The 23,030-nt window shown below is 58.1% G+C and carries 20 protein-coding genes; 17 read left to right on the top strand and 3 right to left on the bottom strand.

Annotation, left to right across the window (positions count from 1 at the left end):
• The 6 genes from livF (at position 1) to ugpQ (ending at position 5,922) form a co-directional block, all read left to right on the top strand.
• Positions 1 to 714, top strand: coding sequence for a high-affinity branched-chain amino acid ABC transporter ATP-binding protein LivF (gene livF, locus DD597_RS21650; RefSeq protein WP_022651964.1), 714 nt, complete (start codon positions 1 to 3; stop codon positions 712 to 714).
• Positions 715 to 964: 250 nt separating this feature from the next.
• The gene (gene ugpB / locus DD597_RS21645; RefSeq protein ID WP_109948872.1) at positions 965 to 2,281 is read left to right on the top strand and encodes a sn-glycerol-3-phosphate ABC transporter substrate-binding protein UgpB; all 1,317 of its coding nucleotides are present in this window, start codon (positions 965 to 967) and stop codon (positions 2,279 to 2,281) included.
• A 102-nt stretch (positions 2,282 to 2,383) separates the two neighbouring features.
• Positions 2,384 to 3,271, top strand: coding sequence for a sn-glycerol-3-phosphate ABC transporter permease UgpA (gene ugpA / locus DD597_RS21640; protein WP_003861551.1), 888 nt, complete (start codon positions 2,384 to 2,386; stop codon positions 3,269 to 3,271).
• A complete protein-coding gene (gene ugpE, locus DD597_RS21635; RefSeq protein WP_023314971.1) occupies positions 3,268 to 4,113 on the top strand; it encodes a sn-glycerol-3-phosphate ABC transporter permease UgpE in 846 nt (281 codons plus the stop codon). Before ugpA ends, ugpE begins: the two co-directional genes overlap by 4 nt.
• A gap of 1 nt (position 4,114) precedes the next feature.
• Positions 4,115 to 5,185, top strand: a complete 1,071-nt coding sequence (locus DD597_RS21630; RefSeq protein ID WP_003861554.1) for a sn-glycerol-3-phosphate import ATP-binding protein UgpC — start codon at positions 4,115 to 4,117, stop codon at positions 5,183 to 5,185.
• Positions 5,182 to 5,922 (top strand): glycerophosphodiester phosphodiesterase, encoded by a 741-nt coding sequence (ugpQ, locus tag DD597_RS21625; RefSeq protein WP_045336146.1) that lies wholly within the window; start codon positions 5,182 to 5,184, stop codon positions 5,920 to 5,922. Before DD597_RS21630 ends, ugpQ begins: the two co-directional genes overlap by 4 nt.
• Here the strand turns inward: ugpQ and DD597_RS21620 are convergent.
• A complete protein-coding gene (locus tag DD597_RS21620; protein WP_022651960.1) occupies positions 5,912 to 6,283 on the bottom strand; it encodes a DUF2756 family protein in 372 nt (123 codons plus the stop codon). The two genes, ugpQ and DD597_RS21620, sit on opposite strands and share 11 nt — an antisense overlap.
• A 122-nt stretch (positions 6,284 to 6,405) precedes the next feature.
• Here DD597_RS21620 and ggt point away from each other — a divergent pair, with 122 nt between their 5' ends.
• Positions 6,406 to 8,151, top strand: a complete 1,746-nt coding sequence (gene ggt, locus DD597_RS21615; protein ID WP_072201895.1) for a gamma-glutamyltransferase — start codon at positions 6,406 to 6,408, stop codon at positions 8,149 to 8,151.
• Positions 8,152 to 8,238: 87 nt separating this feature from the next.
• Here the strand turns inward: ggt and yhhY are convergent, their stop codons facing one another.
• The gene (yhhY, locus tag DD597_RS21610) at positions 8,239 to 8,727 is read right to left on the bottom strand and encodes an N-acetyltransferase (protein ID WP_003861561.1); all 489 of its coding nucleotides are present in this window, start codon (positions 8,725 to 8,727) and stop codon (positions 8,239 to 8,241) included.
• Positions 8,728 to 8,985: 258 nt separating this feature from the next.
• On the opposite strand from yhhY, the gene DD597_RS21605 reads away from it, so the two are divergent.
• The 5 genes from DD597_RS21605 to gntU all read left to right on the top strand — a co-directional run bounded on the left by DD597_RS21605 (position 8,986) and on the right by gntU (position 13,927).
• Positions 8,986 to 10,023, top strand: a complete 1,038-nt coding sequence (locus DD597_RS21605) for an oxidoreductase (RefSeq protein ID WP_003861563.1) — start codon at positions 8,986 to 8,988, stop codon at positions 10,021 to 10,023.
• A gap of 123 nt (positions 10,024 to 10,146) precedes the next feature.
• Positions 10,147 to 10,842, top strand: a complete 696-nt coding sequence (locus DD597_RS21600; protein WP_003861565.1) for a pirin family protein — start codon at positions 10,147 to 10,149, stop codon at positions 10,840 to 10,842.
• A gap of 91 nt (positions 10,843 to 10,933) precedes the next feature.
• A complete protein-coding gene (gntR, locus tag DD597_RS21595) occupies positions 10,934 to 11,929 on the top strand; it encodes a gluconate operon transcriptional repressor GntR (RefSeq protein ID WP_129256574.1) in 996 nt (331 codons plus the stop codon).
• A gap of 126 nt (positions 11,930 to 12,055) precedes the next feature.
• Positions 12,056 to 12,583 carry a gluconokinase gene (gene gntK, locus DD597_RS21590; RefSeq protein WP_003861569.1) on the top strand — a complete coding sequence of 176 codons (528 nt, stop codon included), beginning with the start codon at positions 12,056 to 12,058 and terminating at the stop codon, positions 12,581 to 12,583.
• Positions 12,584 to 12,586: 3 nt separating this feature from the next.
• A complete protein-coding gene (gene gntU / locus DD597_RS21585) occupies positions 12,587 to 13,927 on the top strand; it encodes a gluconate transporter (RefSeq protein WP_129256573.1) in 1,341 nt (446 codons plus the stop codon).
• Between the two features lie 79 nt (positions 13,928 to 14,006).
• Here gntU and yhgN read toward each other — a convergent pair whose 3' ends face one another.
• Positions 14,007 to 14,600: an NAAT family transporter YhgN gene (gene yhgN, locus DD597_RS21580; protein ID WP_003861574.1), complete on the bottom strand. Its 594-nt coding sequence runs from the start codon at positions 14,598 to 14,600 to the stop codon at positions 14,007 to 14,009.
• 178 nt (positions 14,601 to 14,778) lie between these two features.
• On the opposite strand from yhgN, the gene asd reads away from it, so the two are divergent.
• The 5 genes from asd (at position 14,779) to glgA (ending at position 23,024) form a co-directional block, all read left to right on the top strand.
• Positions 14,779 to 15,882, top strand: a complete 1,104-nt coding sequence (gene asd, locus DD597_RS21575; RefSeq protein WP_003861575.1) for an aspartate-semialdehyde dehydrogenase — start codon at positions 14,779 to 14,781, stop codon at positions 15,880 to 15,882.
• Positions 15,883 to 16,121: 239 nt separating this feature from the next.
• On the top strand, positions 16,122 to 18,308 hold the full coding sequence (gene glgB / locus DD597_RS21570; protein ID WP_023314968.1) for a 1,4-alpha-glucan branching enzyme: 2,187 nt from the start codon (positions 16,122 to 16,124) through the stop codon (positions 18,306 to 18,308).
• On the top strand, positions 18,305 to 20,278 hold the full coding sequence (gene glgX / locus DD597_RS21565; RefSeq protein ID WP_023314967.1) for a glycogen debranching protein GlgX: 1,974 nt from the start codon (positions 18,305 to 18,307) through the stop codon (positions 20,276 to 20,278). Before glgB ends, glgX begins: the two co-directional genes overlap by 4 nt.
• A gap of 17 nt (positions 20,279 to 20,295) precedes the next feature.
• Complete coding sequence (gene glgC / locus DD597_RS21560) at positions 20,296 to 21,591, top strand: glucose-1-phosphate adenylyltransferase (RefSeq protein ID WP_003861582.1); 1,296 nt, start codon at positions 20,296 to 20,298, stop codon at positions 21,589 to 21,591.
• Positions 21,591 to 23,024 (top strand): glycogen synthase GlgA, encoded by a 1,434-nt coding sequence (gene glgA / locus DD597_RS21555; protein WP_129256586.1) that lies wholly within the window; start codon positions 21,591 to 21,593, stop codon positions 23,022 to 23,024. Before glgC ends, glgA begins: the two co-directional genes overlap by 1 nt.
• Positions 23,025 to 23,030: the final 6 nt, after the last annotated feature.

Raw genomic sequence — 23,030 nt, 5'->3', positions numbered from 1 at the left:
ATGGAAAAAGCGATGTTAACGTTCGACAAGGTCAACGCGCACTACGGCAAAATTCAGGCGCTGCACGATGTCAGCCTGCATATCAATCAGGGCGAAATCGTCACCCTGATTGGGGCTAACGGCGCGGGCAAAACCACGCTGCTCGGCACCCTGTGCGGCGACCCGCGCGCCACCAGCGGGCGGATTGTGTTTGATGGTAAAGACATCACCGACTGGCAGACCGCCAGAATCATGCGTGAAGCGGTGGCGATTGTCCCGGAAGGGCGTCGCGTATTCTCCCGCATGACGGTGGAAGAGAATCTGGCGATGGGCGGTTTCTTCGCCCACCGGGATGAATACCAGACCCGCATCAAGTGGGTGTACGAACTCTTCCCGCGCCTGTGGGAGCGTCGTATTCAGCGCGCGGGCACCATGTCCGGCGGCGAGCAACAGATGCTGGCGATTGGCCGCGCGCTGATGAGCCAGCCGCGTCTGCTGTTGCTGGATGAACCGTCGCTCGGTCTTGCGCCCATCATCATCCAGCAGATTTTCGACACCATTGAGCAGCTGCGCAAAGAGGGGATGACCATCTTCCTCGTCGAACAGAACGCCAACCAGGCGCTGAAGCTCGCTGACCGCGGCTATGTGCTGGAGAACGGGCGCGTGGTGCTCTCCGATACCGGCGATGCGCTGCTGGCGAACGAAGCGGTGCGGAGCGCGTACCTGGGCGGATAGGTAAAAGCAAAAAGGCAACGCAAGTTGCCTTTTTAGTGTTTTCTCCCTCTCCCTGTGGGAGAGGGCCGGGGTGAGGGCACCAGACCGTACCCAACATCTAAACCCCTTCACACAACCATCATCCCTCTGACGCCTGGCTGTCACCTGTCTGTAAACAAACAGTTATTTTTCTGTCATTCGAGCATGTCATGTTACCTCGCGAGCATAAAACGCGTGATATCGCGCATCCGGCACAATAAGAGAGATGACAATGACATCGTTACGACACACAGCTTTGGGTCTGGCACTGGGTCTGGCTTTTGCGGCGAACGCAATGGCTGTGACGACCATTCCGTTCTGGCATTCCATGGAAGGGGAGTTGGGTAAAGAAGTTGACTCCCTGGCGCAGCGTTTCAACGACACCCATCCGGATTACAAAATTGTGCCGGTGTACAAAGGCAACTACGAGCAGAGCCTGAGCGCGGGCATCGCCGCCTTCCGTACCGGTAACGCGCCTGCGCTGTTACAGGTTTATGAAGTGGGCACCGCGACCATGATGGCCTCCAAAGCCATCAAGCCGGTGTACGAGGTGTTCAAAGAGGCGGGCATTAACTTTGACGAGTCCCAGTTTGTGCCAACCGTGGCGGGATACTATACGGATTCCAAAAGCGGGCATCTGCTGTCCCAGCCGTTTAACAGCTCCACGCCGGTGCTGTACTACAACAAAGACGCCTTCAGGAAAGCCGGTTTAGATCCGGAGCAGCCGCCAAAAACCTGGCAGGACCTGGCCGAATACACCGCGAAGCTGAAAGCGGTGGGGATGAAGTGCGGCTACGCCAGCGGCTGGCAGGGCTGGATCCAGATTGAAAACTTCAGCGCCTGGCACGGCCTGCCGGTTGCCACCAAAAACAACGGCTTCGACGGTACCGACGCGGTGCTGGAGTTCAACAAGCCGGAGCAGGTGAAGCACATCGCGCTGCTGGAAGCACTCAATAAGAAGGGCGACTTCAGCTACTTCGGGCGTAAAGACGAATCCACCGAGAAGTTCTACAACGGCGACTGCGCCATTACCACCGCCTCATCTGGCTCGCTGGCGGATATACGTCACTATGCCAAATTCAACTACGGCGTGGGCATGATGCCGTACGACGCTGACGTCAAAGGCGCGCCTCAGAATGCCATCATCGGCGGGGCAAGCCTGTGGGTGATGCAGGGTAAAGACAACGGCACCTACAAAGGCGTGGCCGAGTTCCTCGACTTCCTGGCGAAGCCGGAAAACGCCGCCGAGTGGCACCAGAAGACCGGCTACCTGCCGATCACCAAAGCCGCGTACGACCTGACCCGCGAGCAGGGCTTCTACAGCAAGAACCCGGGCGCGGATATCGCGACGCGTCAGATGCTGAACAAGCCGCCGTTGCCGTTCACCAAAGGCCTGCGTCTGGGCAACATGCCGCAGATCCGCACCATCGTCGATGAAGAGCTGGAAAGCGTGTGGACCGGGAAGAAAACGCCACAGCAGGCGCTGGATTCCGCGGTAGAGCGCGGGAATCAGCTGCTGCGCCGCTTTGAGCAGTCGACGAAGTCTTAATCTTTTTGCCCTCACCCTAACCCTCTCCCAAAGGGAGAGGGAACATATCCCCCTCCCTTTGGGAGAGGGACGGGGTGAGGGGAAACCAACCTGAGCTAACCTATGTCATCATCCCGTCCGGTGTTCCGTTCCCGCTGGCTGCCGTACCTGTTGGTCGCGCCGCAGCTGGTCATCACCGTCATCTTCTTTATCTGGCCTGCGGGCGAAGCGCTGTGGTACTCGGTACAAAGCGTCGATCCGTTCGGGCTTTCCAGCCAGTTTGTCGGGCTGGACAACTTTACCGCGCTGTTCCACGACAGCTACTACCTGGATTCCTTCTGGACGACGATCAAATTCAGCGCGCTGGTCACCGTCAGCGGTCTTGTCGCGTCGCTGTTTTTCGCCGCGCTGGTGGATTACGTAGTACGGGGCAGCCGTCTGTATCAGACCCTGATGCTGCTGCCCTACGCCGTGGCTCCCGCCGTGGCCGCCGTGCTGTGGATCTTCCTGTTTAACCCGGGCCGCGGGCTGATTACCCACTTCCTGGGTGAGTTTGGCTATGACTGGAACCACGCCCAGAATAGCGGTCAGGCGATGTTCCTGGTGGTGTTCGCCTCGGTGTGGAAGCAGATCAGCTATAACTTCCTGTTTTTCTTTGCCGCGCTACAGTCTATCCCGCGTTCGCTGGTGGAGGCCGCCGCCATCGACGGCGCAGGGCCGGTGCGCCGCTTCTTCCGGCTGTCGCTGCCGCTGATCGCCCCGGTGAGTTTCTTCCTGCTGGTGGTGAACCTGGTGTACGCCTTCTTCGACACCTTCCCGGTGATCGACGCCGCCACCGCGGGCGGCCCGGTGCAGGCAACCACCACGCTGATTTACAAGATCTACCGCGAGGGCTTTGCCGGGCTTGATCTCTCAGCCTCTGCTGCACAGTCGGTCGTGCTGATGTTCCTCGTCATCATCCTCACGGTGGTGCAGTTCCGCTATGTCGAAAGTAAGGTGCGCTACCAATGATTGAGAACCGTCGCGGGCTGACGATTTTCAGCCATACCCTGCTAATCCTGGGCATCCTCGTCATCCTGTTCCCACTGTACGTGGCCTTTGTCGCCGCCACGCTGGACACCAAAGCGGTGTTCGACACGCCAATGACGCTGATCCCAGGCACGCATCTTTTCGAGAACATGAAGACTATCTGGACGCAGGGCGTGGGCGCTAACAGCGCGCCGTTCTGGCTGATGATGCTCAACAGTTTCATCATGGCGTTCGGCATCACCGTCGGCAAAATCACCGTGTCGATGCTTTCGGCCTTCGCCATCGTCTGGTTCCGCTTTCCGTTGCGTAACCTGTTTTTCTGGATGATTTTCATTACCCTGATGCTGCCGGTGGAGGTGCGTATCTTCCCGACGGTGGAGGTGATCGCCAACCTGAAGATGCTCGACAGCTACGCGGGCTTAACCCTGCCGCTGATGGCCTCGGCGACCGCCACCTTCCTGTTCCGCCAGTTCTTTATGACCCTGCCGGATGAGCTGATTGAAGCCGCGCGCATCGACGGGGCCTCGCCGATGCGCTTCTTCCGCGACATCGTGCTGCCGCTGTCGAAAACCAATCTCGCGGCGCTGTTTGTGATCACCTTTATCTACGGCTGGAACCAGTATCTGTGGCCGCTGCTGATCGTTCAGGACGTCAACCTCGGCACCGCCGTGGCAGGCATCAAAGGCATGATCGCCACCGGCGAAGGCACCACCCTCTGGAACCAGGTGATGGCGGCGATGCTGCTCACCCTTATCCCACCCGTAGTCATTGTTTTAGCCATGCAGCGCGCGTTTGTCCGCGGCCTGGTCGATAGCGAGAAATAAGATGGCAGGTTTAAAATTACAGGCAGTAACCAAAAGCTGGGACGGCAAAACCCAGGTCATTCAGCCGCTGACGCTCGACGTGGCGGACGGGGAATTTATCGTGATGGTCGGCCCGTCCGGCTGCGGAAAATCCACCCTGCTGCGTATGGTGGCCGGGCTGGAGCGTGTGACGTCCGGGGATATCTGGATTGACCGCCAGCGCGTTACCGAGATGGAACCCAAAGATCGCGGCATCGCGATGGTATTCCAGAACTACGCCCTCTATCCGCACATGAGCGTGGAAGAGAACATGGCCTGGGGGCTGAAAATTCGCGGTATGGGCAAAGGCCATATCGAGGAGCGCGTGAAAGAGGCCGCGCGCATTCTGGAGCTGGACGGCCTGCTCAAGCGTCGCCCGCGCGAGCTCTCCGGCGGCCAGCGCCAGCGCGTGGCGATGGGGCGCGCCATCGTGCGCGATCCGGCGGTATTTCTGTTCGACGAACCGCTGTCAAACCTCGACGCCAAACTGCGCGTGCAGATGCGTCTTGAGCTACAGCAGCTGCATCGGCGGCTGGGAACCACGTCCCTCTATGTGACCCACGATCAGGTTGAAGCCATGACCCTCGCCCAGCGCGTGATGGTGATGAACAAAGGCATCGCCGAGCAGATTGGCACCCCAGTGGAGGTATACGAAAAACCGGCCAGCCGTTTTGTGGCGAGCTTTATCGGCAGCCCGGCGATGAACCTGCTGGACGGGCGGATCAATGCGGCGGGAACCCATTTTGAGCTGGAAAGCGGGATGGCGTTGCCGATCAACTGGTACTATCGTGGCTACGCCGGGCGTAAGATGACGCTCGGTATCCGCCCGGAGCATATTGGTTTGACGTCTCAGGCGGACGGCGGCGTGCCGCTGGTGATGGACACGCTGGAGATGCTGGGCGCAGACAACCTGGCGCACGGACGCTGGGGCGAGCAAAAGCTGGTGGTGCGCCTGCCGCATCAGGAGCGCCCGAAGGCAGGCAGCACGCTGTGGCTGCATATGCCGGAAAATCACCTGCACTTATTTGACGGTGAAACAGGACAACGAGTATGAGCAACTGGCCTTACCCCCACATCGTCGCCCACCGTGGCGGCGGTAAACTGGCGCCGGAAAACACCCTGGCGGCAATTGACGTTGGCGCACGCTACGGCCACACGATGATCGAGTTCGACGCCAAGCTCTCGAAGGACGGCGAAATTTTCCTGCTGCACGACGACAACCTCGAACGCACCAGCAACGGCTGGGGCGTGGCGGGTGAACTGCCGTGGCGTGACCTGCTGAAGGTGGACGCCGGAAGCTGGTTCAGCGGCGAATTCAAAGGCGAACCGCTGCCGCTGCTGGCGGAAGTGGCGGACCGCTGTCGTCAACACGGCATGATGGCCAATATTGAAATCAAACCGACCACCGGCACCGGGCCGCTGACGGGTAAAGTGATTGCCCTTGCCGCGCGTGAGCTGTGGGAAGGGATGACCGCGCCGCTGCTGTCGTCGTTTGATATCGACGCGCTGGAAGCCGCACAGGCCGCCGTTCCGGAGTTGCCGCGCGGGCTGCTGCTGGATGCGTGGCGAGAAGACTGGCGCGCGCTGACGACCCGCTTAGGCTGCGTGTCGATCCACCTCAACCATAAGCTGCTGGATGAAGCGCGCGTGACGCTGTTGAAGGAGGCCGGTCTGCATATCCTGGTGTATACCGTCAACAAACCCCAGCGTGCAGCCGAGCTGCTGCGCTGGGGCGTGGACAGCATCTGTACCGATGCGATTGACCAGATCGGGCCGAACTTTATTTATTAAGCATACTGCCGTTCTGCTGGGTCGGCAGCATGTGCTGCTGACCGCTGCTTTGCGATACTCCGCCTCCTAACATCCCACCGTTTGCATTAGGCAGCGGCTGTTCAAGCATCTGGCCCTGCTGTACGCGCTGGGTGTTGGTATTCATCTGGTTTTGCAGGTGCTGCTGCTGCACCTGGGTCTGCGTCTTTAACTGCTGATTGAGCATCCCTTTCTGCTGCTGTTGCTGGCTCATCATCTCCGTCTGCATACGCTGCTGGCTCGGAATGACGTAGCCCGGCTGGTTCGGGTTGTTCAGGGTGTTGATTGGCTGTGCGAGCGCGGCGAACGGAAGCAGCGCGGTCAGGATCAGTAATCGTTTCATGGTTATCTCCTCCTTTGAGGCTTCTCTTAAGTTTATCCTCATTCCTGCATAACGATGATTTTTTAAGAGTTGTGAACCAGGCTTAAGCGGGGAATATGGGCCCCTTCACCTGGAGAACAATAATGATGAAACCAACCTTTTTGCGCTGGGTCGCCATCGCTGCGCTGATGGCAGGCGGCACATTTACCGTGGCGGCCAACCCGCCCGCCGCTCCACCGGTCTCTTACGGCGTGGAGGAGGATGTTTTTCACCCCGTGCGGGCGACGCACGGCATGGTGGCCTCGGTTGACGCGCTGGCAACGCAGGTGGGCGTCGATATTCTTAAACAGGGCGGTAACGCGGTGGATGCGGCGGTCGCGGTGGGATATGCGCTGGCGGTGACGCATCCACAGGCGGGGAACCTGGGCGGCGGCGGGTTTATGATGCTGCGCACGAAAGACGGTAAAACCACGGCCATCGACTTCCGTGAGATGGCGCCGAACCAGGCCTCCCGCGATATGTTCCTCGACGATCAGGGTAATCCGGACAGTAAAAAATCCCTGACCTCGCACCTTGCCTCCGGCACGCCGGGCACCGTTGCGGGCTTCTCGCTGGCGCTGGAAAAATACGGCACGCTGCCGCTGAATAAAGTGGTGCAGCCTGCCATCAGGCTGGCGCGCGACGGCTTCGTCGTCAACGACGCGCTGGCGGACGACCTCAAAACCTACGGCAGCGAAGTTATTCCCAATCATGAGAACAGCAAGGCTATCTTCTGGAAAGACGGCGAGCCGCTGAAGAAGGGCGATAAGCTGGTGCAGAAGAACCTCGCAAAAAGTCTCGAACTGATTGCCGAAAACGGTCCGGATGCCTTCTATAAGGGGCCGATTGCCGATCAGATTGCGGATGAGATGCAGAAGAACGGCGGGCTGATCACCAAAGCGGATCTGGCGGAATATAAGGCGGTGGAGCGCGAGCCGATTAGCGGCACCTATCGCGGCTACGAGGTCTTCTCCATGCCGCCGCCGTCTTCCGGGGGCATTCACATCGTGCAGATCCTCAATATTCTGGAAAACTTCGATATGCACAAGTTCGGCTTCGGCAGCGCGGATGCCATGCAGGTGATGGCCGAGGCGGAAAAGCGCGCCTACGCTGACCGCTCGGAATACCTCGGCGACCCGGACTTCGTGAAGGTGCCGTGGCAGGCGCTGACCAACAAGGCGTACGCCAAATCCATTGCCGACGAGATCGACATCAACAAGGCTAAGCCGTCGAGCGAGATCCGCCCTGGCAAGCTGGCACCGTATGAAAGTAACCAGACCACCCACTTCTCGGTGGTAGATAAAGACGGTAACGCGGTGGCGGTGACGTACACGCTTAACACCACTTTCGGCACCGGGATTGTGGCGGGCAACAGCGGTATTTTGCTGAACAACGAGATGGATGATTTTTCTGCCAAGCCGGGCGTGCCGAATGTCTACGGCCTGGTCGGCGGCGATGCGAATGCGGTAGGGCCGAAGAAGCGCCCGCTATCATCCATGTCGCCCACCATTGTGGTGAAAGACGGCAAAACCTGGCTGGTGACCGGCAGCCCTGGCGGGAGCCGGATTATCACCACCGTACTGCAAATGGTGGTGAACAGCATCGACTTTGGGATGAACGTCGCCGAAGCGACCAATGCGCCGCGTTTCCATCACCAGTGGCTGCCGGACGAGTTGCGCGTGGAGAAGGGCTTTAGCCCGGACACCCTCAAGCTGCTTGAGCAGCGCGGGCAGAAGGTGGCGGTGAAGGAGGCGATGGGCAGCACCCAGAGCATTATGGTCGGACCGGATGGCGCGCTGTTTGGCGCGTCGGACCCGCGTTCGGTGGATGATTTAACGGCGGGGTATTGATTTTGTTGCCCGGTGGCGCTGCGCTTACCGGGCCTACAACGGCACGGACGTAGGCCGGGTAAGGCGAAGCCGCCACCCGGCAACTCATTACTTCATCCTCGCCATATAATACGCATCCACATACTCGCCGTTGCGCAGGGCATAGCGCCTGCCGGTGCCTTCAATCTCAAACCCGTGCTTTTTGTACACCGCGATTGCCGGTTCGTTATCCACAAACACCGTTAACTCGATGCGGTCGACGCGCAGCCAGTTGTCGCACATATCGATCATGGTGCGAATCAGCGCGCTGGCCACGCCGCGGTTATGCCACTCTGCGCCAACGCATATACCGAAATCGGCAACGTGGCTGCGGCGTGGTCGCTGGGCGACATCAATGGTGAGGTGGCCGACCACGATATCATCAATGCAGGCAACCAGCTGTTTAATGCCCGGCTGTTCGCCTAGCCGCATTTGCCACATTTCCATTGAAGGATGAGGAACCTGTAGCGTGTTGTGGTACACCTCCGGCTGGGCGTGGATCTGACGAATGGCGTCGTAATCTTTCGGTTCAGCGTGGCGTATCACTATCTCACTCATTCCTTGTTCCTCAGTCAGTTAAAAGTCCCCTCCAACATCAGTGACTTTAAAAGTTGAGTCAATCGCTATTTTTTGCAAAAAGTGTTGGACAAGTGCGAATGAGAATGATTATTATTGCTCTGCGTTCAGGAAGACCTCCTACGGGAACCTGAAAGCACGACATTGCTCACATTGCTTCCAGTATTACTTTAGCCAGCTTTTAGCTGGCTTTTTTTTTGTTATGGTTAGACTCAGCAACCTTCGAAAAAGGACTGAGCCATGACACTACACTGCGCATTTATTGGATTTGGCAAAAGCACCACGCGTTACCACCTTCCGTATGTTCTCAACCGTAAAGAGACCTGGCACGTCGCTCATATCTACCGCCGCAGCGCGAAGCCGGAAGAACAGTCTCCGCAGTATTCCCATATTCATTTCACCAGCGATCTTGATGAAGTGTTAAATGATCCGCAGGTGAAGCTGGTGGTGGTCTGTACCCACGCCGACAGCCACTTTGACTACGCGAAACGCGCGCTGGAAGCAGGTAAAAACGTGCTGGTGGAAAAACCGTTCACTCCGACCATCGCCGAAGCGAAGGAACTCTTTGCGCTGGCGAAAAGCAAAGGCCTGACCGTCACGCCGTACCAGAACCGACGCTTTGACAGCTGCTTCCTGACGGCGAAAAAGGCGATTGAGAGCGGCAAACTCGGCGAGATCGTGGAAATCGAAAGCCACTTCGATTACTACCGCCCGGTGGCGGAAACCCAGCCCGGACTGCCGCAGGACGGGTCGTTCTACGGTCTGGGCGTGCACACCATGGACCAGATTATTTCCCTGTTTGGCCGCCCGGACCACGTGGCGTATGACATCCGCAGCCTGCGCAATAAGGCCAACCCGGACGATACCTTTGAAGCACAGCTGTTCTACGGCGATCTCAAAGCCATCGTGAAAACCAGCCATCTGGTGAAAATCGACTACCCGAAATTTATCGTTCACGGCAAGAAAGGCTCCTTTATCAAGTACGGCATTGACCAGCAGGAGACCAGCCTGAAGGCCAATATCATGCCGGGTGAACCGGGCTTTGCGGCAGATGATTCCGTGGGCGTGCTGGAGTACGTGAACGACGAGGGCGTGACGGTCAGGGAAGAGCTGAAGCCGGAAACGGGCGACTATGGACGCGTCTATGATGCGCTGTTTGAGACCCTCACAAACGGCACGGCGAATTACGTCAAGGAATCTGACGTTCTGACCAACCTGGAAATCCTCGAACGGGCCTTCGAACAGGCTTCTCCTGCCACGGTAACCCTCGCGAAATAAGCAAAAACGGCTCCTCTGCGCTTGTTCACAATTTTTGAACAGAGGAGTCAATTTTCACCCTCTATGATCCCAGGGCGTTTGCGTCCACACTTACTCCATCGAAACGAACTGAGGGTGAAAACAATGATCTACTTACGCAAAGCAAACGAACGTGGTCACGCGAATCATGGCTGGCTGGACTCATGGCATTCATTCTCGTTTGCCGACTACTACGACCCGAACTTCATGGGCTTCTCCGCACTGCGCGTGATTAACGATGACGTGATTGATGCAGGCCAGGGCTTCGGTACCCACCCGCACAAAGACATGGAAATCCTGACCTATGTGCTGGAAGGGGCGGTTGAGCACCAGGACAGCATGGGCAACAAAGAGCAGGTTCCGGCGGGCGAGTTCCAGATTATGAGCGCGGGGACCGGGGTGCGTCACTCTGAGTACAACCCGAGCAAAACGGAAAAACTGCACCTGTATCAAATCTGGATCATTCCAGAAGAGACCGGCATCACGCCACGCTACGAGCAGCGCCGCTTCGACGCGAAACAGGGCAAACAGCTGGTGCTCTCGCCGGATGCGCGTGAAGGTTCCCTGAAAGTGCATCAGGATATGGAGCTGTACCGCTGGGCGCTGGCGAAAGATGAACAGTCTGTGCACCAGATCGCCGCCAACCGCCGCGTGTGGATCCAGGTGGTGAAAGGGGAGGTGTCCATCAATGGCACCAAAGCGACAACCGCCGATGGTCTGGCCGTCTGGGATGAGCAGGCGCTCTCCGTGCATGCCGACAGCGAAAGTGAAATTCTGCTGTTTGACCTGCCGCCGGTCTAAATAATTTCTCAACCTTCCCTTTAAACGGGGAAGGTTGAGCTTTGTCCGTGATAAACTGAGCAAATCTCTCACTTCAAGATTTCTCAGGACGATGAAAAAGAAACGCCCCGTACTTCAGGATGTCGCCGATCGCGTCGGTGTGACCAAAATGACGGTCAGCCGTTTTTTACGTAACCCGGAACAGGTTTCCGTGGCGTTGCGTGGCAAGATTGCCGCCGCCCTTGATGAACTGGGTTATATCCCCAACCGCGCGCCCGATATTCTCTCCAATGCGACCAGCCGTGCGGTGGGCGTCCTGCTTCCTTCCTTAACCAACCAGGTATTCGCCGAAGTGCTGCGTGGCATCGAAAGCGTCACCGATGCGTTTGGCTATCAGACCATGCTCGCCCACTACGGGTACAAGCCGGAACTGGAAGAGGAACGTCTTGAATCGATGCTTTCCTGGAACATCGACGGCCTGATTTTAACGGAACGTACTCACACCCCGCGCACGCTGAAAATGATTGAAGTGGCAGGCATTCCGGTGGTGGAGCTGATGGACAGCCAGTCGCCGTGCCTCGACATCGCCGTGGGGTTCGATAACTTTGAAGCGGCGCGTCAGATGACGGCGGCGATCATCGCCCGCGGTCATCGCCATGTGGCCTATCTGGGTGCGCGTCTGGATGAACGTACTATCATCAAACAGAAGGGATACGAGCAGGCGATGCTCGACGCCGATTTAACCCCGTACAGCGTGATGGTGGAGCAATCTTCTTCTTACACGTCGGGTATTGAGCTGATGCGTCAGGCGCGACGCGAGTATCCGCAACTGGACGGTATTTTCTGTACCAACGATGACCTTGCGGTCGGCGCGGCGTTTGAGTGCCAGCGTCTGGGTTTAAAAATCCCGGATGATATGGCGATTGCCGGTTTCCACGGCCACGACATTGGCCAGGTGATGGAGCCGCGTCTGGCGAGCGTCCTGACCCCGCGTGAACGCATGGGCCGCATTGGTGCAGAACGCCTGCTGGCGCGCATTCGTGGTGAGGCAGTTACCCCTAAAATGTTAGATTTAGGTTTCACCTTGTCACCGGGTGGATCTATTTAATCCGACAAATTTGAAGTAGCTCACACTTATTCACTTCGCGCACGTTTGGATATTGCTTCTCTTATGCCCCGGCAGGACAATGTTACCGATAACTGTTACCCGTAACAATTGACTGAGGGACACCCTTTGAGCACGACTAATCACGATCACCACGTTTACGTCCTGATGGGCGTGTCCGGTAGCGGTAAATCTGCCGTGGCGAGCGAAGTGGCGCATCAACTCCAGGCTGCGTTTCTTGATGGTGACTTCCTCCATCCGCGTAGCAACATCATGAAAATGGCTTCCGGCGAGCCGCTGAACGACGACGACCGCAAACCGTGGTTGCAGGCGCTGAATGACGCCGCGTTCGCGATGCAGCGCACCAATAAAGTCTCCCTGATCGTCTGTTCCGCGCTGAAAAAAACCTATCGCGACCTGCTGCGCGACGGCAACCCGAACCTCTCTTTCATCTACCTAAAAGGCGATTTCGGGGTGATTGAAAGCCGCCTGAAGGCGCGTAAAGGCCACTTCTTCAAAACCCAGATGCTGGTAACGCAGTTCGAAGCGTTGCAGGAGCCGGGTGCTGACGAGCAGGATGTCTTAGTGGTTGATATCGATCAGCCGCTGGAAGGTGTTGTTGCCAGCACCATCGAGGTTATTAATAAAAGGCAGTAAGTTTTGAGTACATTAACGCTAGTTTTGACAGCAGTGGGTTCCGTATTGCTGCTGCTGTGTTTAGTGATGAAGGCACGTATGCACGCCTTCGTTGCTTTGATGGTGGTTTCTATTGGTGCTGGTCTCTTTTCCGGCATGCCGCTCGACAAAATCGCGGCGACGATGGAAAAAGGGATGGGCGGCACGCTCGGCTTCCTGGCCATTGTGGTGGCACTGGGCGCGATGTTTGGCAAGATTTTGCACGAGACGGGCGCGGTCGATCAGATTGCCGTCAAAATGCTGAAATCCTTCGGGCACAGCCGTGCGCACTACGCGATTGGTCTGGCCGGTCTGATTTGCGCGCTGCCGCTGTTCTTTGAAGTGGCCGTTGTGCTGCTGATAAGCGTCGCATTCTCCATGGCGCGCCATACCGGTACTAACCTCGTGAAGCTGGTCATTCCGCTGTTTGCGGGCGTGGCGGCGGCGGCGGCGTTCCTGCTGCCGGGGCCTGCGCCGATGCTGCTGGCCTCCCAGATGCATGCTGACTTTGGCTGGATGATCCTGATTGGCCTGTGTGCGGCGATCCCGGGGATGATTATCGCCGGTCCGCTGTGGGGAAACTTTATCAGCCGTTACGTTGAGCTGCACATTCCGGACGACATCACCGAGCCGCACCTGGGCGAGGGTAAAATGCCGTCCTTCGGCTTCAGTCTGTCGCTGATCCTGCTGCCGCTGGTGCTGGTGGGCCTGAAAACCATCGCTGCACGCTTTGTGCCGGTGGGGTCAACCGCTTACGAATGGTTCGAATTTATTGGTCATCCGTTCACTGCGATTCTGGTGGCGTGTCTGGTCGCGATTTACGGCCTGGCAATGCGTCAGGGCATGCCGAAAGACCGCGTGATGGAGATCTGTGGTGCCGCGCTGCAACCGGCGGGGATTATCCTGCTGGTGATCGGGGCGGGCGGCGTGTTCAAGCAGGTGCTGGTGGATTCCGGCGTTGGCCCGGCGCTGGGCGAAGCGCTGACCGGAATGGGCCTGCCGATTGCGGTCACCTGCTTTGTGCTGGCCGCGGCGGTGCGTATCATTCAGGGCTCCGCGACCGTGGCGTGCTTAACCGCCGTGGGTCTGGTAATGCCGGTGATTGAACAGCTGAACTACTCCGGCGCGCAGATGGCGGCGCTCTCTATCTGTATCGCGGGTGGTTCGATTGTGGTGTCTCACGTGAACGATGCAGGCTTCTGGCTGTTCGGTAAATTTACCGGCGCAACCGAAGCGCAAACCCTGAAAACCTGGACGCTGATGGAAACCATCCTCGGCACGACGGGTGCGGTTGTCGGGATGATTGCGTTTACGCTGCTGAGCTAATCCCGGTTTTCTCCCTCTCCCACGGGGAGAGGGAGAAAACACTAATAACGGCAATCAAGGATTGCCGTTTTGCTTTTACCTATCCTTTCATCCACGCTCGGATCCCGTCCAGGAACATCTGCGTTGCCATCATCACCAGAATCAGCCCCATCAGGCGCTCCAGCGCGTTCACCCCTTTCTCACCCAGCAGGCGCAGGAACAGCGACGACTGCAACAGGATAATAAACGTCCCGCCCCAGGCGATCAGCAGGGCAATCACCAGATGGCTCATCTGATTCGGATACTGATGCGACAGCAGCATCAGCGTGGCCAGAATCGTTGGCCCGGCGACCAGCGGAATCGCCAGCGGCACGATAAACGGCTCTTCACCCGCAGGCAGGCCGCTGCTGCTGCCCTCCGCGCTCGGGAAAATCATCTTAATGGCAATCAGGAACAAAATGATCCCGCCGGAAATGGAGACCGTTTCGGCGCGTAAGTTCAGGAAAGCGAGAATTTTTTCACCGGCGAACAGGAAGATAAACATCACCAGCAGGGCGATGAGCAGCTCGCGGATCATGATCGCCCGACGGCGCTTCGGCTCGGTGTGCTTCAGCACCGACATGAAGATCGGCAGATTACCGAGCGGATCCATAATCAGGATCAATAAAACCGCTGCGGAAATGATTTCACTCATCTTAAATTATCCCTGATACTTATTGTGGTCATTGCGATGATTAGCACTTTTTCTGATTGCCGGGCAATCATCGATTAATTTCGCTTGCGACTTTGGCAGCATTTTGTAATGTGAAGCATATCCCAGTTCAATACTGGCTTGCACAATCAGCACACACCCCTTGCAGGAAAAAAATGCTATGAAAAACGTTGGTTTTATCGGCTGGCGCGGTATGGTCGGCTCTGTACTCATGCAACGCATGGTTGAAGAGCGCGATTTCGACGCCATCCGCCCGGTCTTCTTCTCCACTTCCCAGCTCGGCCAGGCTGCACCGTCCTTTGGGGGTACCACAGGCACGTTGCAGGATGCTTACGACCTGGAGGCGCTGAAGGCTCTCGACATTATTGTGACCTGCCAGGGCGGCGATTATACCAACGAAATCTATCCGAAGCTGCGTGAAAGCGGCTGGCAGGGCTACTGGATTGACGCGGCCTCTTCGCTTCGCATGAAAGACGATGCCATCATTATTCTTGACCCGGTTAACCAGGGCGTCATCACCGACGGCCTGAACAACGGCGTGAAAACCTTTGTTGGCGGTAACTGCACCGTCAGCCTGATGCTGATGTCCCTCGGCGGTCTGTTCGCACAGGATCTGGTGGAGTGGGTCTCCGTGGCGACCTACCAGGCGGCGTCCGGCGGTGGCGCGCGTCATATGCGCGAGCTGCTGACCCAGATGGGCCAGCTGCACCAGAGCGTCGCTGCCGAGCTGGCAGACCCGGCGTCCGCGATCCTCGATATCGAGCGTAAAGTCACTCAGCTCACCCGCAGCGGCGAGCTGCCGGTGGATAACTTCGGCGTACCGCTGGCCGGCGGCCTGATCCCGTGGATAGACAAACAGCTGGATAACGGCCAGACCCGCGAAGAGTGGAAGGGCCAGGCTGAGACCAACAAAATCCTCGGCACCGCGAACACCATTCCGGTTGACGGTCTGTGCGTGCGTATCGGCGCGCTGCGCTGCCACAGCCAGGCCTTCACCATTAAACTGAAAAAAGATGTGTCTATTCCGACCGTGGAAGAGCTGCTGGCCGCGCATAACCCGTGGGCGAAAGTGGTGCCAAACGATCGCGATATCACCATGCGCGAACTGACCCCGGCAGCCGTCACCGGCACGCTGACCACCCCGGTTGGCCGCCTGCGCAAGCTGAACATGGGGCCGGAGTACCTCTCCGCGTTCACCGTTGGCGACCAGCTTCTGTGGGGTGCCGCCGAGCCGCTGCGCCGCATGCTGCGCCAGCTGGCGTAATAATTTGTTAAACACGGGGGGTGATTGTCACCCCCTTTTTTTGCGTACTACATGGAGTAAAACGCAGATGTCTTATTTTTTATCAGGAGGACCCACGACGTTGGCTATGCTTTAAGGAAGATTTATTTCTCACCTGAGGGTAGGGCGGAGCAGAGAGGATTAACTGCACCGTTTAGGTCACATTAAAAGTCGTCCCGGAGCGCGTAAAAAGGGCGACATAAAAAAACAGGATGAATACCATGTCCGATCGTATTTCGAGAGACGTGATTAATGCGCTTATTGCGGGTCACTTTGCCGACCCCTTTTCTGTGCTAGGGATGCACCGTACAGAGGCCGGACTGGAAGTTCGTGCGCTGTTACCGGATGCAACAGAAGTGTGGGTTATCGAACCCAAAACCGGCCGCAAGGTGGGTAATCTGGAATGCCTCGACTCGCGTGGCTTCTTCTCGGGCGTCATGCCCCGCCGTAAAAATCCTTTTCGTTATCAGCTTGCCGTTATCTGGCACGGTCAGCAAAACCTGATTGACGATCCCTATAGCTTCGGCCCGCTTTTAAAAGAGATGGACGCCTGGCTGCTGTCCGAAGGGACCCATTTACGCCCTTACGAAACGCTGGGTGCCCATGCGGATACCATGGACGGTATCACCGGCACGCGTTTTGCCGTATGGGCGCCAAACGCCCAGCGCGTCTCCGTTGTCGGGCAGTTCAACTACTGGGACGGTCGTCGTCACCCCATGCGCCTGCGCCGGGAAACCGGCATTTGGGAGCTGTTTATCCCCGGCGCGCACAACGGTCAGCTCTACAAATTCGAGATGATCGATGCCAACGGCAAGCTGCGCATTAAATCTGACCCGTACGCCTTTGAGGCCGAACTGCGCCCGAATACCGCCTCGCTGATTTGCGGCCTGCCGGAGAAGGTTGTCCAGACGGAAGAGCGCAAGCAGGCTAACCGCTTTGATGCGCCGATCTCCGTCTATGAAGTGCATCTCGGCTCGTGGCGTCGCCACACCGATAACAACTTCTGGCTGAGCTATCGCGAGCTGGCGGACCAGCTGGTGCCGTACGCCAAATGGATGGGCTTTACGCACCTGGAACTGCTGCCGATCAACGAGCACCCGTTCGACGGCAGCTGGGGCTATCAGCCAACCGGGCTGTATGCGCCTACGCGCCGCTTTGGTACGCGCGATGACTTCCGCTATTTCATCGATGCCGCGCACGCCGCCGGGCTGAACGTCATCCTCGACTGGGTGCCGGGCCACTTCCCGTCGGATGATTTTGCGCTGGCAGAGTTCGACGGCACAAAGCTTTACGAGCACAGCGACCCGCGCGAAGGCTATCACCAGGACTGGAACACGCTGATCTACAACTACGGTCGCCGTGAAGTATCGAACTACCTGGTCGGGAACGCGCTGTACTGGATCGAGCGTTTCGGCATTGATGCCCTGCGCGTCGATGCGGTGGCGTCGATGATTTACCGCGACTACAGCCGCAAAGAGGGTGAGTGGATCCCGAACGAGTATGGCGGGCGTGAAAACCTCGAAGCGATTGAGTTTCTGCGCAACACCAACCGCATCATCGGGGAGCAGGTGGAAGGTGCCGTGACCATGGCGGAAGAGTCCACCGACTTCCCGGGCGTTTCCCGTCCACCGTCAATGGGCGGACTGGGCTTCTGGTACAAGTGGAACCTCGGCTGGATGCACGACACGCTCGACTACATGAAGCTCGACCCGGTTTATCGTCAGTATCACCACGATAAGCTCACTTTCGGGCTGCTCTACAACTACACCGAAAACTTCATGCTGCCGCTGTCGCACGATGAAGTGGTGCACGGCAAGAAATCCATTCTCGACCGCATGCCGGGGGACGCGTGGCAGAAGTTTGCCAACCTGCGCGCCTACTACGGCTGGATGTTCGCCTTCCCGGGCAAAAAGCTGCTGTTTATGGGCAACGAATTTGCGCAGGGGCGCGAATGGAACCACGATACCAGCCTTGACTGGCATCTGCTGGAAGGCGCGGACAACTGGCACCACGGCGTACAGCGTCTGGTCCGTGACCTGAACCTGACCTATCGCCACCACAAAGCGCTGCACGAGCTGGACTTTGATCCGTACGGCTTTGAGTGGCTGGTAGTGGACGACCACGAGCGCTCGGTGTTTGTCTTTGCGCGCCGCGACAAGGCGGGTAACGAGATCATCGTCGCCAGCAACTTCACGCCAGTGCCGCGTGAACACTACCGCTTCGGCATTAACCAGCCGGGCAAATGGCGCGAAATTCTCAATACCGACTCCATGCACTACCACGGCAGCAATGCGGGTAACGGCGGGCTGGTGCAGAGCGATGCCATTGAAAGCCATGGCCGTCCGAACTCCCTGAGCCTGACGCTGCCGCCGCTTGGCACAATCTGGCTGGTGCGGGAGGGAGAATGACGCAGCTTACGGCAGGTAAACCCGAACCGCTCGGGGCGAGTTTTGACGGAAAGGGGGTGAACTTCACGCTCTTTTCCGCCCATGCGGAGCGGGTGGAACTCTGTGTGTTTGACGGGGAAGGTAACGAGCACCGTTACGATTTACCGGCGCGCACGGGGGATACCTGGCATGGCTACCTGGCCGGAGGACGGCCGGGGATGCACTACGGTTTTCGCGTACACGGCCCCTGGGAGCCCTCTCAGGGGCACTGGTTTAACCCGGCGAAGCTGCTGATTGACCCTTGTGCGCACCGGGTGGACGGTGAGTTTAAAGATGACCCGCTGTTCCACGTTGGCTACGGCGAACCTGACCACCGCGACAGCGCGCCCGTCGCGCCCAAAAGCGTGGTGGTGCACGATCTCTACGACTGGGAAGACGATGCCCCGCCGCGTACGCCTTGGGGCAACACCGTTATTTATGAAGCCCACGTTAAAGGGCTGACGTATCTGCACCCGTCAATTCCCAAAGAGATGCGCGGCACCTACAAAGCGCTTGGGCATCCGACGATGGTCGCGTACCTGAAGCACTTAGGGATCACCGCGCTGGAGCTGTTGCCCGTGGCGCATTTCGCCAGCGAGCCGCGGCTACAGCGTCTCGGGTTAAGCAACTACTGGGGCTACAACCCGCTGGCGTTGTTCGCCCTCGATCCGCGTTATGCGGTGAATCCTGAGAAGGCGCGGGATGAGTTTCGCGATGCGGTGAAGGCGCTTCACGCGGCGGGTATCGAGGTCATTCTGGACGTGGTGTTGAACCACAGTGCGGAAAGCGATCTTGACGGCCCGACGCTCTCACAGCGCGGAATCGATAACCGTAGCTATTATTGGATCAGGGACGACGGCGATTACGAGAACTGGACCGGGTGCGGTAACACCCTCAACCTCAGTCATCCGGCCGTTACGCATTACGCGTACGAGTGCCTGAAATACTGGGTTGAGACGTTCCACGTGGACGGTTTTCGCTTCGACCTGGCGCCAGTGATGGGGCGCACCCCGGCGTTCAGCCAGCAGGCGCCGCTGTTTGAGGCCATCAAAAACTGCCCGGTGCTTTCAAAGGTGAAGCTGATTGCGGAGCCCTGGGACATCGGCGAGGGCGGTTATCAGGTGGGGAACTTCCCGCCGCTGTTTGCCGAGTGGAACGACCACTTCCGCGATGCCGTCCGCCGCTTCTGGCTGACGCGCGATCTGTCGCTGGGGGAGTTTGCCAGTCGCTTTGCCGGCTCCAGCGATCTCTTTAAGCGTGACGGCAAACGTCCGTCGGCCACCATTAACGTGGTGACGGCGCACGACGGTTTTACGCTCAGGGACTGCGTTTGTTTCAATCAGAAACACAATGAGGCAAACGGCGAGGAGAATCGCGATGGGACTAACAATAACCATAGCTTTAACCATGGTATAGAAGGGTTAGGCGGAAGTCTGGATGTGATCGAGCGGCGACGCGCCAGCGTTCATGCGCTGCTGACGACGCTTTTGTTGTCGCAGGGCACGCCGATGCTGCTGGCGGGCGATGAGCACGGCCACAGCCAGCACGGCAACAACAACGCCTATTGCCAGGACAACACCCTGACCTGGCTCGACTGGGGAGAAGCGAACAGCGGGCTGACCCATTTCACCGCGGCGCTGATCCATCTTCGCCAGCGCATCCCCGCGCTCACCGCCGACCGCTGGTGGGAAGAGGGCGACGGCAACGTTCGCTGGCTGAATAAAGACGCGCAACCGTTAAGCGCGCAAGAGTGGCAACACGGCATACCCTGTCTGCAAATCCTGCTTTCGGATGCGTGGCTGGTGACGCTGAACGCGACGGATGACGTCGCAGAGATTGTTTTACCTGACGGGGAGTGGCGAGCCATTCCTCCCTTTGCCGGAGCGGATAATCCGGTTGTTATGGCTGTCTGGCACGGGCCTGCGCACGGAGTGTGCGTATTCCAAAGATGATAAAAAAGGAGTTAGTCATGGTTAGATTAGAGAAGAACGATCCGTTAATGTTGGCGCGCCAGCTACCATTAAAAACAGTTGCCCTGATACTCGCGGGCGGGCGTGGTACCCGTCTGAAAGATTTGACCATCAAGCGCGCTAAACCGGCCGTTCACTTTGGTGGTAAGTTCCGTATTATCGATTTTGCACTGTCAAACTGCCTGAACTCAGGCATTCGCCGTATTGGCGTCATTACCCAATATCAGTCGCACACGCTGGTGCAGCACATTCAGCGCGGCTGGTCATTCTTCAGCGAAGAGATGAACGAGTTTGTCGATCTGCTCCCGGCGCAGCAGCGCGTTCACGGGGAGAACTGGTACCGCGGCACGGCGGATGCCGTGACCCAGAACCTCGACATCATTCGCCGCTACAACGCGGAATACATCGTTATCCTCGCCGGGGACCACATCTACAAGCAAGATTACTCCCACATGCTGATCGACCACGTCGAAAAAGGGGCGCGCTGCACCGTGGCGTGCCTGCCGGTGCCTGTTGCGGAAGCAACCGCGTTTGGCGTGATGCATGTAGATGGCGACGACAAGATTATCGACTTTGTCGAAAAACCGGCGAACCCGCCAACCATGCCGGGAGATGACACCAAATCGCTCGCCAGCATGGGGATCTATGTCTTTGACGCCGATTATCTTTATGAACTGCTGGAAGAGGACGACAAAGACGAGAACTCCAGTCACGACTTCGGCAAAGACATTATCCCGAAAATTACCAAAGCTGGCATGGCGTATGCACATCCTTTCCCGCTGTCCTGCGTGCAGTCCGATCCGAATGCGGAACCTTACTGGCGCGATGTGGGAACGCTGGAAGCGTACTGGAAAGCCAACCTCGATCTTGCGTCCGTCACGCCTGAGCTGGATATGTACGACCAGAACTGGCCGATTCGCACCCATATGGAATCGCTGCCGCCGGCGAAGTTCGTCCAGGACCGCTCCGGCAGCCACGGTATGACGCTCAACTCGCTGGTCTCTGGCGGGTGCATTATCTCCGGTTCGGTGGTGGTGCAGTCCGTGCTGTTCCCGCGCGTGCGTATAAACTCATTCTGTAATATCGATTCGGCAGTCCTGCTGCCGGATGTCTGGGTAGGGCGCTCATGTCGTCTGCGTCGCTGCGTTATCGACCGTGCCTGCGTCATTCCCGAAGGGATGGTGATTGGGGAAAACGCGGAAGAAGATGCGCGTCGTTTCTACCGTTCGGAAGAGGGGATCGTGTTAGTAACACGGGAAATGTTGCGGAAGCTGCAAATCAAACAGGAGCGATGATGCAGGTTTTACACGTATGTTCTGAGATGTTCCCGTTGTTAAAAACGGGCGGACTGGCGGATGTTCTTGGTGCACTACCGGCGGCGCAAATTGCCGGAGGGGTGGATACCCGCGTGTTGTTGCCCGCTTTTCCGGATATCCGGCGTGGTATTCCCGATGCAAAGGTTGTTACCCGTCGCGAGACCTTCGCGGGACGTATCACCCTGCTGTTTGGACATTACAATGGCACAGGGATTTACCTGATTGATGCCCCGCATTTATACGATCGACCCGGCAGCCCGTATCACGATACCAACCTGTACGCCTATACCGATAACGTGCTGCGCTTTGCCCTGCTCGGCTGGGTGGGGGCGGAGATGGCCGTCGGGCTGGATCCGTTCTGGCGTCCGAACGTGGTGCACGCGCACGACTGGCACGCGGGGCTGGCTCCTGCGTATCTGGCGGCGAAGGGGCACCCGGCCAAATCGGTGTTTACGGTGCACAACCTGGCGTATCAGGGCATGTATTACGCGCATCATATGAATGACATCGATCTGCCATGGTCGTTCTTTAACATGCACGGGCTGGAGTTTAACGGACAGATTTCTTTCCTGAAGGCGGGTCTGTACTACGCCGACCATATCACGGCGGTCAGCCCAACCTACGCGCGTGAAATTACCCAGCCGGAGTTCGGTTACGGTATGGAAGGGCTGCTGCAACAGCGCCACCGTGAAGGTCGTCTGTCGGGCATTCTGAACGGCGTAGATGAACAGATCTGGAATCCGGAAACGGACCTCCTGCTGGCGGCGCGCTATGGACGCGACTCCGTGGAGGACAAAGCGGAGAACAAGCGCCAGCTACAGATTGCGATGGGGCTGAAGGTCAACGACAAGGTACCGCTGTTTGCGGTGGTCAGCCGCCTGACCAGCCAGAAAGGGCTGGATCTGGTGCTGGAAGCGCTGCCGGGATTACTGGAGCAGGGTGGGCAACTGGCGCTGCTCGGCGCGGGCGACCCGGTATTGCAGGAAGGTTTCCTTGCGGCCGCGGCGGAACATCCGGGGCAGGTGGGCGTGCAGATTGGCTATCACGAAGCGTTCTCGCACCGCATCATGGGCGGCGCGGACGTGATTCTGGTGCCGAGCCGTTTCGAGCCCTGCGGCCTGACGCAGCTCTATGGTCTGAAATACGGCACGTTGCCGCTGATACGCCGCACGGGCGGGCTGGCGGATACGGTGTCTGACAGCTCCCTGGAAAACCTGGCGGATGGTATCGCCAGCGGGTTTGTTTTCGAGGACAGTAATGCCTGGTCGCTGCTTCGGGCGATCCGGCGTGCTTTCGTCTTGTGGTCCCGTCCATCCCTGTGGCGTTACGTACAACGTCAGGCGATGTCCATGGACTTTGGCTGGCACGTTGCGGCGCAGTCCTACCGCGACCTTTATCAACGCTTGATGTAACGAGGC

This window comes from Enterobacter cloacae complex sp. 677-3DZ2D5B, assembly GCF_004136695.1.
Taxonomy (GTDB): Bacteria; Pseudomonadota; Gammaproteobacteria; order Enterobacterales; family Enterobacteriaceae; genus Enterobacter; species Enterobacter hormaechei_C.
Note: the sequence above shows the minus strand (reverse complement) of the source record. Positions and strands in the feature narration are given on the sequence as shown.